This window comes from Pedobacter sp. UBA5917 (assembly GCF_002432345.1).
In the GTDB taxonomy this organism is placed as follows: domain Bacteria; phylum Bacteroidota; class Bacteroidia; order Sphingobacteriales; family Sphingobacteriaceae; genus Pedobacter.
Map to the genome: position 1 here is coordinate 1 of NZ_DJDT01000075.1, position 7835 is coordinate 7835.

Consider the following 7835-nt stretch of genomic DNA (forward strand, 5'->3'; position numbering starts at 1 on the left):
ATGCTGAAATAAATTCAGCATGCCGATCGGGTTGGACAATGGAGCTAAAATGATCGCTTTCTTCGGCTGCGAACTAAAACTGACGGTTGATGCCTCTCTTTTTTCTATGGGCTTGGGAACCTTAGCTACCTCGAATCAAGTCCAAAAATCACAGTAATTGCTTTCTTAATAAATCAACGTATAATATGCTTTGAAACTACTTCAACGTTGAGATTCAGCAGCGATAATTCCATGTTGGAAATTAATCTTAATAAATTATCAATTAAGGGGTTCTATAATTTAAAAATTTAATTAGATTTGCCGACTTGTTAAAAAACAGCGAAAGACAAAATTATTTTAAACAAACAATGCAAGGAAAAGGTTTTATTAAGTTTATAGCGATAGTATTGGCTATCGTTTGTGCGTATGCACTTTCTTTTACTTTGGTAGCATCCAAGGTAGAAAAAGACGCAAAAAACTATGCGAAAGGTGACTTAGCCAAAGAAAAGGCTTACTTAGATTCGATGAGTACCGAGAAAGTTTATCCAGTTGTTGGATTTACTTACAGCGAGGTTAAAGCGAAAGAAATTAACTTAGGTCTTGACTTAAAAGGCGGTATGAACGTAACGATGGAGATATCGTTAGCTGAATTGGTTAAATCGTTAGCGGGCAACCCTACCGATGCAAACTTTAACAAAGCAGTTCAAAACGCACAGATCCAGTTAAACGCTGGTGGTAAAGACTACATCAAAATTTTCGTTAATGAATTTGAAAAATTAAGTCCAGGTGTAAAACTTGCTGATTTCTTCTCAAATCAGGATAACGCATCGCAATTAAAACCAAACGCAAGCAATGGCGACGTTGAATCTTTCTTAGAAAAAGAAGCAACCAGCGCTATCGATCGTTCGTTTACAGTATTACGTTCGCGTATTGATGGTTTCGGAGTAGTAAGTCCGAACATGCAAAAACAAGAAGGTAGTAACCGTATCCTTATCGAAATGCCAGGTGTGCAGGATAAAGAGCGTATTGCTAAACTTTTACAGGGTTCTGCAGAATTACAGTTCTGGCAGGTATACCAGGTACAGGAAGTTGCACCTTTGTTAGAAAACATTAATAAAACCTTAGCTGCAACATTAAAAGCTGATGCTCCTGCAACTAAAGATACAACCGCTGCTCCGGCTGCAGGTGGTAAATTAGCCGGTTTAGAAAAAGCCGCTACTAAAGATACTACAGCTAAAGGCGGTAAACTTGCCGGTTTAGGTAAAAAAGATTCTACAGCGGTTAGAGCTGAGTTATTAAAATCTAACCCGCTTTACGCAGTTCTTAACCTTCCTATTTATCAGGGACAAAACGGACAGCAACAATTAATGCCAGGTGCAGTTGTTGGTATGTCGTTACAAAAAGATACTGCAAAAGTTAATGCATATTTAAGAATGCCTGAGGTTGCTGCTGCAATTCCATCTACGATGAAATTTATGTGGAGCGTTAAACCAAGGGAAGGTTCTAAAATTTTCGAACTGTATGCCATTAAAGTGGTAAGTGCAGATGGCAAACCTGATTTAGGTGGTGAAGCAATCAGCGATTCGCGTGCCGACTTCGATCAAAAAGGTAAACCAGAGGTAACCATGTACATGACCAGCGAAGGTTCTGCTAAGTGGAAAAAAATTACTGCCGAAGCTGCTGCTGATCCGAATAACAAAAAATCAATCGCTATTGTATTGGATAATCAGGTTTATTCTGCACCTACAGTACAGAACGAAATTGCTGGCGGTGTTTCTTCTATCACCGGTAACTTTACACAGGCAGATACCAAAGATTTATCAAACATCTTAAAAGCTGGTAAATTACCTGCTCCTGCACGTATTGCCGGTAGCTATATTGTTGGTCCAACTTTGGGTGCACAAGCTATCCACGATGGTTTAATCTCTTTCGTAATTGCGTTTATCGTAATTCTGATCTTCATGGCGTTGTATTATCATCGTGCTGGTTGGGTTGCTAACTTCGCATTGTTAATCAACTTATTCTTCGTAATCGGTATTTTGGTATCATTGGGCGCTGTGTTAACCTTACCTGGTATCGCCGGTATCGTATTAACCATTGGTTTATCGGTTGATGCAAACATCCTTATTTTCGAACGTGTACGTGAAGAACTTGCTCATGGCAAAAGCGTTGCTGCTGCCATTAAAGAAGGTTTCAAACACGCAATGCCTTCAATTATCGACTCAAACGTTACCTTATTCATTTTAGGTGCTATCCTTTATGTTTTTGGTAGTGGTCCGGTACAAGGTTTTGCAACTACATTGTGTATCGGTATCCTTTCGTCATTATTTGCTGCTGTAGCCATCTCAAGAGTAATTTTCCAATCGTTCTTAGATCGCAAAATCGAAATCAACTTCGATAACAGCTTAACCCGTAATGCATTTAAAAACTTAGCATTTAACTTTGTTGGCCGTCGTAAAATTTACTACATCATCTCTACCATCATCATTGTGGCCGGTATTGGTATGTACTTCAAAAACGGTGGTTTAAATCTTGGTGTTGATTTTAAAGGTGGCAGAACTTATTTAGTTCACTTCGATAAAGCCGTAAGCACCGAAGATTTAAAATCTAAATTAACCCCGGTTTTCGGTAACGAAACTCCAGAGGTTAAAACTGCCGGCGAAGACAGTCAGGTTAAAATCACCACTACTTTCCACATCGAAGATCAGGACATTAAAACTGATAAAGTTGTAGAAGATGCTTTAAACAAAGGTTTGGCAGGTTCTAAATATGAAATCGTAAGCTCGCAGAAAGTAACTCCTATTATCGCAAGTGATATCGTAAACGGCGCATTCTACGCAGTATTGATCTCATGTTTATTCATGTTTATCTACATCGTAGTACGTTTCAAAAAATGGCAGTATGGTTTAGGTGCGGTAATCGCATTATTCCACGACGTTTTAATGGTATTATCTTTCTACACTATTTTAGATGGTATTATGCCGTTCTCATTAGAAATCGGTCAGGATTTTATCGCAGCAATTTTAACGGTAATGGGTTACACCATGACAGAGACAGTTGTTGTATTTGACCGTATCCGTGAGAAATTAAAAGAAGCTGGTAAAGAAGATTTACATGGCGAAGAGCGCAACAACCTGATCAATTTCGCGTTGAACAGTACCTTAAGCCGTACCATTTTAACTTCATTAACCGTATTCTTCGTATTATTGGTCATCTTCATTTTTGGTGGCGATAGCATCCGAGGATTCATTTTCGCCTTGTTAATCGGCCGTATCATTGGTACCTATTCATCACTATGTATCTCTACTCCTATCGTAATCGATTTGGGTAGTTCTGCAGAGAAAAAATAAGATCCAAAAATCTTAAAATATATAAGCGCTCCGAGCAATCGGGGCGCTTTTTTTTGTGCAAAACCTGATAGGTTTTAAAAACCTACCAGGTTTAAAAATCTCCTTCGTCATACCAGCGTTATATATTGGTTATTCCTCCGAAATAGCTGCCAAAACCTCCTTTTTTAAACCTTTTGGCTATCTTTTTGTTACATTAGCAATAGATAAACCGATACGAAAATGGATTTACAACTTCCTAAAAGCGAATACCCTAGAGTAGTTATTGTTGGCGGTGGATTTGGCGGGATTGAGTTAGCTAAACGATTAAAAAACAAGCCTTTTCAGGTGGTTATGCTCGATAAACATAACTATCACACTTTTCAACCACTGCTTTATCAGGTAGCCACAGGCGGTTTGGAAGCCGATTCTATCGCTTTTCCCTTACGTAAGATTTTTAAAGGACAAAAAAACCTCATTTTCCGCGTAACCAAGGTTACAGAGGTAAATGCTGCAGAAAACTGTTTACAGACCGATATAGGCAGGGTTAACTACGATTATCTTGTTATCGCCACCGGCTCTACCAGTAATTTCTTTGGCAATAAAGAAATCGAGGCCAATTCAATGCCGATGAAATCAATCCCCGAAGCACTGGATTTAAGGAGTTTGATTTTACAGAATTTCGAAAAATCACTGATCGAAAAAGATTTCGATAAAAAAAGCGCGTTATTAAACTTTGTAGTGGTGGGCGGCGGTCCAACAGGTGTAGAAACCTCTGGAGCTATTGCAGAGCTTAAAAAGCACGTTATTCCGAACGATTATCCCGAGATGGATCTCAGCAGGGTAAATATCTATCTTGTAGAGAATTCTCCGGAACTGCTGGGTGTAATGTCTCCACAGGCACAGAAAAAAGCAAAAGATTTCCTTACCGACATGGGCGTTCAGGTAATGAACCAAACGCGTGTACTTGGTTATGATGGGCATACGCTTACCTTGCAGGATAAAGCGCCCATTTTAAGTTCTACGGTAATCTGGAGTGCCGGTGTTAAAGGTGAAGTTTTAGCTGGTTTAGATCAGGCTGAAGTAGTTCGCGGTGGAAGATTAAAAACTGACACCCAAAATCTGGTGGCAGGTTATCAGAATATTTATGCCATTGGAGATGTTGCGGCCATTATCGATGAGGAAACACCAAACGGTCACCCTGGGGTTGCTCCTGCTGCTATTCAACAAGGACATCACCTGGCCAAAAACCTGCTCAATATCCAGGAGAATAAACCTTTGGAGAAATTTAAATACTTCGATAAAGGATCAATGGCCACCGTAGGAAGAAATAAAGCAGTGGTAGATATCGGTAAAATCCGTTTTCAGGGTGTTTTTGCCTGGTTTACCTGGATGTTTGTACACTTAATGACATTGGTAGGCTTCCGTAATAAAATTATTGTTTTTGTAAACTGGATCTGGAGTTATTTCAGCTACGACCGCGGAACGCGCTTGATTATCAGAACTTTTGCCAAAGATAGAAGCGTTGATTATAGAGAGGAAGTTCCGAAAGAGGTTCATTAGTTCATTTGTTAATTGTTCATTGGTACCTAGCGATCACCTTATTGATCATGGTTAATGGTTTGTTGGTTCATGGTCTCACTCCCTATAGCGATGGCCTTATTGATCATGATTGTTTTCTGATTCATAATCTAGCCGTTAATTCGATTGATTTGGGAAGATCATAACGCATGATGGCTATCAACCATCTGACTATGCCCCATGAACTAATAAACCATGAACCATAAAACCATCGACCATGAACCAGAGTTACCAAATCTTTCCTTACTTTGCTAAAAGTTTCTCTAGCCAAAAATATGAGCCAAAATAAATTCAAATTAGTAGAATGCCCGCGCGATGCCATGCAAGGGCTGCACGATTTTGTTCCTACGAACCTTAAAGCCGAATATTTAAATATTTTGCTTCAGGTAGGCTTTGATACACTCGATTTCGGCAGTTTTGTTTCGCCTAAAGCGATTCCTCAATTGGCTGATACAACAGAAGTTTTGGCAAAATTAGATTTAAGTAACACTTCAACCAAGCTTTTGGCCATTGTAGCCAATTTAAGGGGCGTAGAAAGCGCTGTAAAGTATCAGGAGATCGATTACCTTGGTTTCCCTTTTTCTATCTCCGAAACCTTTCAGCAGCGCAATACCAACTCCAGCATTGCACAATCTTTAACTACTGTTGAAGAAATGCTTAATTTATGCGCAAAAAACAATAAAAAAGCAGTCGTTTATTTATCAATGGGTTTTGGAAACCCTTACGGCGACGAGTGGAATTACGAAATTGTAGAAAAATGGGCCGATGTTCTGGTAAGCAAAGGTGTAGAAATTTTATCTTTGGCAGATACGGTTGGCGTTTCTACACCCGAAAAAATTGAAAGCATATTACCCAAGCTCATTTCGAGGTATATCCATACTGAAATCGGGATCCATTTACACTCCACTCCTGTCGAACGTTTCGAAAAAATAGAAGCGGCTTATCATTCGGGTGTTAAACGTATTGATGCTGCTTTAAAAGGATTTGGAGGCTGCCCAATGGCGGCTGACGACCTCACCGGCAATATCGCGACCGAAGACGTAATCAGCTTTTTAAATGCGCAGGGAGAAAGTTTAAACCTTGATATGGGTAATTGGGCTGAGGCGATTGCTTTATCGGGAAAGGTATTTGGGTGATTTTTTTGCTAATTCTTTCCCAAACTCGTCATTTCGAGCGAAGTGCAACGAAGTCGAGAAATCTGTCTCGAGATAGATCTCTCCGCTCCACTGCGTTCCGGTCGAGATGACGATGGAATTAAAAACTATTAAACCTTCTTAACCATCTTAAAATGCTGTATACCAGCTTCTTCAAACTGATCTCCTTCGGCTACAAATCCAAATTTTGCATATAAACTCATTGCATCTAATTGCGAGTTCAAATAAATATAGTGCGCGTCTTCAGGCAGATCGGATAAAGCCTCGGCGATTAATGCACGCCCTACACCCTGCCCCCTGAAATCTTTTAATACAGCAAAACGCTCCAGTTTATAACCGGCATCGGTTTTACGCCATCTGCAGGCACCACAAGGTTGTCCGTTGCTTGAGGCCAGAAAATGTGTTGATTCATCTTCATGCTCCCATTCTAATTCGGGCGGACAGTTCTGTTCGTCTACAAATACAATTTTACGGATAGCAAATACTTTATCTAAATCTTCGGGATGGTTAACTTTTTGAACGTGCAGACTCATTATCGTGGTGTTTAAAGTGTTTATTCGATTTTAATTTCAATTCATTTAGCTCTTTGGCTACATCTATCGAGTGCGAGCAATGAATATCGGCCTCTTTTTTGGCAAGTGTAGCAATCGTAACGTAAAATTTATGCAACTGATCCAATTCTTTCTCGCTCAGGTCTTCAATATCAACCATCCGGTTACTTGCACCCTGTTGCGCCGCAATTAGTTCGTTAAGTTTTAACTGGATTGCCTTACCATCTTTGTTCTGTGCTTTCTGGATCAGGAAAACCATTAAAAAGGTGATAATTGTAGTACCCGTATTGATTACCAGTTGCCAGGTTTCAGAATAATTGAAAATCGGGCCACTTAACGCCCAAATTACCACAATTGCCGTTGCGCTGATAAATGCAGCAGAACTGCCGGTAAACTTGGTTGCCGCATTGGCAAATTTCTCAAAAAAATTATTTTTCCTGGTGTCGCTTTTAGATTTTGCCATTACAAATTTGTTTGCTTAAATATAACCATAAAACAAACAAAAGCGCCATAAGTTTTTGAAACCTATGGCGCTTTGTTTAATTACTGAATGATTGATTTTTAAATGACTGAATGTAAGTTCAGCATTTAAAAATGTTCATATTTAAAGTTTATCGTTTGCGTTTACGCAGTTTAAATCTTCGAAAGCAAGTGTTAAACGTTTAACAAATGTTTCTTCTGCTTTACGCAACCATACACGTGGATCGTAATATTTTTTGTTTGGTTTATCATCGCCATCAGGGTTACCGATCTGGCCTTGAAGATAAGCTTCATTCTTTTTGTAATATTCTAAAATACCTTCCCAAAATGCCCACTGCATGTCGGTATCAATATTCATTTTAATCGCACCATAAGAAATTGCTTCCCTGATTTCTTCCTGTGAAGAACCAGAACCACCGTGGAAAACGAAATTGATCGGTTTCTCTGCAGTTAAATTGAATTTTTCTTTGATGAAATCCTGAGAATTTTTCAAGATCACCGGTTGCAATTTCACGTTACCTGGTTTATAAACACCATGTACGTTACCGAAAGCAGCTGCTACAGTAAAACGAGGAGAAACTTTGCTCAATTCTTCGTAAGCATAAGCTACTTCACTAGGTTGGGTATATAATTTTGAGCTATCTACATCGCTGTTATCCACACCATCTTCTTCACCACCGGTTACACCAAGCTCAATTTCGATTGTCATGTTCATTTTTGCCATGCGCTCAAAATATTTTGCAGAAATTTCCATGTTTTCTTCA

6 protein-coding genes are annotated in these 7835 nt (G+C 39.3%); 3 read left to right on the forward strand and 3 right to left on the reverse strand.

Annotated elements, in window-relative coordinates; genetic code table 11:
- Positions 1-347: 347 nt before the first annotated feature.
- The 3 genes from secDF (at position 348) to B2V92_RS04755 (ending at position 6022) form a co-directional block, all read left to right on the forward strand.
- On the forward strand, positions 348-3329 hold the full coding sequence (gene secDF / locus B2V92_RS04745; protein WP_293305169.1) for a protein translocase subunit SecDF: 2982 nt from the start codon (positions 348-350) through the stop codon (positions 3327-3329).
- A 219-nt stretch (positions 3330-3548) separates the two neighbouring features.
- A complete protein-coding gene (locus tag B2V92_RS04750; RefSeq protein WP_293305170.1) occupies positions 3549-4868 on the forward strand; it encodes an NAD(P)/FAD-dependent oxidoreductase in 1320 nt (439 codons plus the stop codon).
- A 293-nt stretch (positions 4869-5161) separates the two neighbouring features.
- Positions 5162-6022 (forward strand): hydroxymethylglutaryl-CoA lyase, encoded by an 861-nt coding sequence (locus tag B2V92_RS04755; RefSeq protein WP_293305171.1) that lies wholly within the window; start codon positions 5162-5164, stop codon positions 6020-6022.
- Positions 6023-6150: 128 nt separating this feature from the next.
- Here B2V92_RS04755 and B2V92_RS04760 read toward each other — a convergent pair whose 3' ends face one another.
- From B2V92_RS04760 to fbaA, 3 genes are all read right to left on the reverse strand, one after another.
- A complete protein-coding gene (locus tag B2V92_RS04760; protein ID WP_293305173.1) occupies positions 6151-6573 on the reverse strand; it encodes a GNAT family N-acetyltransferase in 423 nt (140 codons plus the stop codon).
- Positions 6548-7054 (reverse strand): low affinity iron permease family protein, encoded by a 507-nt coding sequence (locus B2V92_RS04765; RefSeq protein WP_293305175.1) that lies wholly within the window; start codon positions 7052-7054, stop codon positions 6548-6550. Before B2V92_RS04765 ends, B2V92_RS04760 begins: the two co-directional genes overlap by 26 nt.
- Positions 7055-7195: 141 nt before the next feature.
- On the reverse strand, positions 7196-7835 hold a 640-nt coding region (gene fbaA / locus B2V92_RS04770; RefSeq protein WP_293305177.1), incomplete at its 5' end, for a class II fructose-bisphosphate aldolase.

What these genes read in the sequence shown, in the direction of transcription:
- secDF (WP_293305169.1), top strand. Translation starts at nt 348, where the DNA reads ATGCAAGGAAAAGGTTTTATTAAGTTTATAGCGATAGTATTGGCTATC.
- B2V92_RS04750 (WP_293305170.1), top strand. Translation starts at nt 3,549, where the DNA reads ATGGATTTACAACTTCCTAAAAGCGAATACCCTAGAGTAGTTATTGTT.
- B2V92_RS04760 (WP_293305173.1), bottom strand. Translation starts at nt 6,573, where the DNA reads ATGAGTCTGCACGTTCAAAAAGTTAACCATCCCGAAGATTTAGATAAA.
- B2V92_RS04755 (WP_293305171.1), top strand. Translation starts at nt 5,162, where the DNA reads ATGAGCCAAAATAAATTCAAATTAGTAGAATGCCCGCGCGATGCCATG.
- B2V92_RS04765 (WP_293305175.1), bottom strand. Translation starts at nt 7,054, where the DNA reads ATGGCAAAATCTAAAAGCGACACCAGGAAAAATAATTTTTTTGAGAAA.